Annotated in this window: 3 protein-coding genes; 1 reads left to right on the forward strand and 2 read right to left on the reverse strand. The window is 70.1% G+C overall.

Annotated features, from left to right (window positions below; all coding sequences use genetic code 11):
• A partial coding sequence (locus FREUN1FDRAFT_RS38860; protein ID WP_006545937.1) for a transposase occupies positions 1-479 on the forward strand: 479 nt, incomplete at its 5' end.
• A 77-nt stretch (positions 480-556) separates the two neighbouring features.
• Here the strand turns inward: FREUN1FDRAFT_RS38860 and murA are convergent.
• Both murA and FREUN1FDRAFT_RS38870 read right to left on the reverse strand, forming a co-directional pair.
• Positions 557-2,008, reverse strand: a complete 1,452-nt coding sequence (gene murA / locus FREUN1FDRAFT_RS38865) for a UDP-N-acetylglucosamine 1-carboxyvinyltransferase (protein WP_006545938.1) — start codon at positions 2,006-2,008, stop codon at positions 557-559.
• Positions 2,009-2,137: 129 nt separating this feature from the next.
• Positions 2,138-2,331: bifunctional hydroxymethylpyrimidine kinase/phosphomethylpyrimidine kinase (locus FREUN1FDRAFT_RS38870; RefSeq protein ID WP_006545939.1), on the reverse strand; the 194-nt coding region annotated here is incomplete at its 5' end.

A 2,331-nucleotide genomic window follows, 5' to 3' on the forward strand; every position in this document is an offset into this window, starting at 1 on the left:
CGAGTTTCTCCTTCGACTTCGACCGCCGCCGCGGCACCTGCCCGCAGGGCCAGACCAGCTCGACGTGGAACCCGTGCCGCCAACACACCACCGACGTGATCGTGGCGACCTGGACGAAATCGACCTGCGGCCCCTGCCCGGTCCGGGACCTGTGCACGAAAGGCCAACAGCGCCACATCACCCTCCGGGACCGTGCCCTCCACGAAGCCACCATCACCGCGAGGGCCGAACAGACGACCGACGAGTGGAAACGCCGCTACGCCGCCCGGTCCGGGATCGAGGGCACCATCCGCCAGACCACCCACGTCACGGGCATCCGGACCGCCCGCTACCGCGGCCTGCCCAAGACCAGCCTTGAACACAACATCGCCGCAGCCGCGATCAACATGATCCGGCTCGATGCCTACTGGACCGGCAAGCCCCTCGACCGGACCCGCGCCACCCACCTCACCCGGCTCGACCTCACCCACGCAGCCTGAATAAACCAGCAGGGTCAGGAACAGCCAAGATCCTCAGATCTTGCTCAGAAGCGGCGGCGGTGTCGGGAGCCGCCTGGTCAGGAGGCCGTGGCCGGCGTGGACGGGACGTCGGCGGGCCGGGTCTCGATCAGGGCGCCGATCGAGCGAAGCTTCCCGACCGGGTCCTCGTAGCCGCGCTCCAGGAAGCGGGTTCCGCGGATCAGGCTCGACCCCTCGGCGACCAGGGCGGCCATCACGTAGGCGAAGCCGGCCCGCAGGTCGGGAATCTCCAGGTCGGCGGCGCGCAGCGGGGTCGGCCCGCTGACGACGGCCGAGTGCTCGAAGTCCCGGGAGGCGAACCGGCAGGCCTTGCCGCCGAGGCAGCTGGTGGACAGCGCGATGTCGGCACCCATCTCGTTGAGCTGGCGGGTGTAGCCGAACCGGTCCTCGTAGATCGTCTCGTGGATGACCGACGCGCCCTTGGCCTGGGTGAGCAGCACTGTCAACGGCTGCTGCCAGTCGGTCATGTAGCCCGGGTGGACGTCGGTCTGCACGTGGGTGGCGGTGAGCTCACGCGCCCGGTAGAAGGTCAGGCCGTGCTGGCTGACCTCGAACTCCCCGCCCAGGCGGCGCAGGTGGTTCAGGAACGTCGCCACGTGCTCCTGGCGTGCTCCCACGACGTCCACCCGGCCGTTCGTCGCGACCGCCGCGGCCGCGAAGGACGCGACCTCGATCCGGTCCGGGATCGGGGCGTGGTGCGCACCGTGCAGCGCCTCGACACCCTGCACCACGATCGTGCGGTCGACCTCGACATCGACCAGCGCGCCCATCTGCTGCAGGAAAAGGATCAGGTCGATGATCTCGGGCTCCACCGCGGCATTGGAGATCACCGTGGTGCCCCTGGCCCGGACCGCGGCCAGCAACAGGTTCTCCGTGGCCCCGACGCTCGGGAACGGCAGGGTTACCTGCGCCCCGTGCAGGCCGAGCGTCTTGACCTCGACGGACCGGAGCTGCTCGATGATCTCGGCACCCATGGCGCGGAGGCCGACCAGGTGGAAGTCGACCGGGCGCTTGCCGATGCGGCAACCGCCGGGGAGCGGGACGACGGCCTCACCCACCCGGTGCAGCAACGGACCCATCATCAGGATGGGAATGCGGTTGACGCCGGAGTAGGCCTCCGAGAGGGAGGCGTCGACGATCGTCGGTGTCGCCACCCGCACCGTCTGCGCGTCCAGCCATTCGACCTGCGTCCCCAGCTCCGCCAGCATGCCGAGGACGACGTCCACCTCGACGATGCGCGGGACCCTGGTGAGGGTGCACGGCTCCGGAGTGAGCAGGGTGGCGACGAGGAGCTTGGTGACCGAGTTCTTGGCTCCGGAGACCTCGACGGAGCCGGTGAGCGGTGCGCCGCCGGCGATCGTGTACCAGTGCGGGTCCGGGAAGGGGTGCCTGCCGGCAGCCGCGCCGGGGCCGGCAGCCGTACCGGGGCCGGAAAGGGTGCTGTCGCCCGAACCCGCGGGAGTGGTCAGACCGGAACCGGTTTCCCTCACGAGGTGCCTCCACGGCGATGGGTCGGATGTGCCAGAATGCAAGGTTCGTCACATCTCATGGTGCGTCGCGCTCTGCTGTGCACCTGGTATTTCGAGTCGGGGAGATTCAATCAGACGACGCCATTGGCCTCACGGCCCCGCCGGGTCGGTCTCGCGGGTGGGACCGGGGGCCTGGGCCGGCCGCCGGGTCAGGTAGGCGTGATCCACCGGGCCGATGCCCGCGCCGAGGGGGAAGCCCGCGGCGAGCGCCCCGGTCACGTAGGTCTTGGCGGCCCTGACCGCGGAGGGTACGTCATCACCGCAGGCCAGCCGGGCCGCGATCG

Origin of the sequence: Parafrankia sp. EUN1f (assembly GCF_000177675.1) — a bacterium.
Classification (GTDB): Bacteria; Actinomycetota; Actinomycetes; order Frankiales; family Frankiaceae; genus Parafrankia.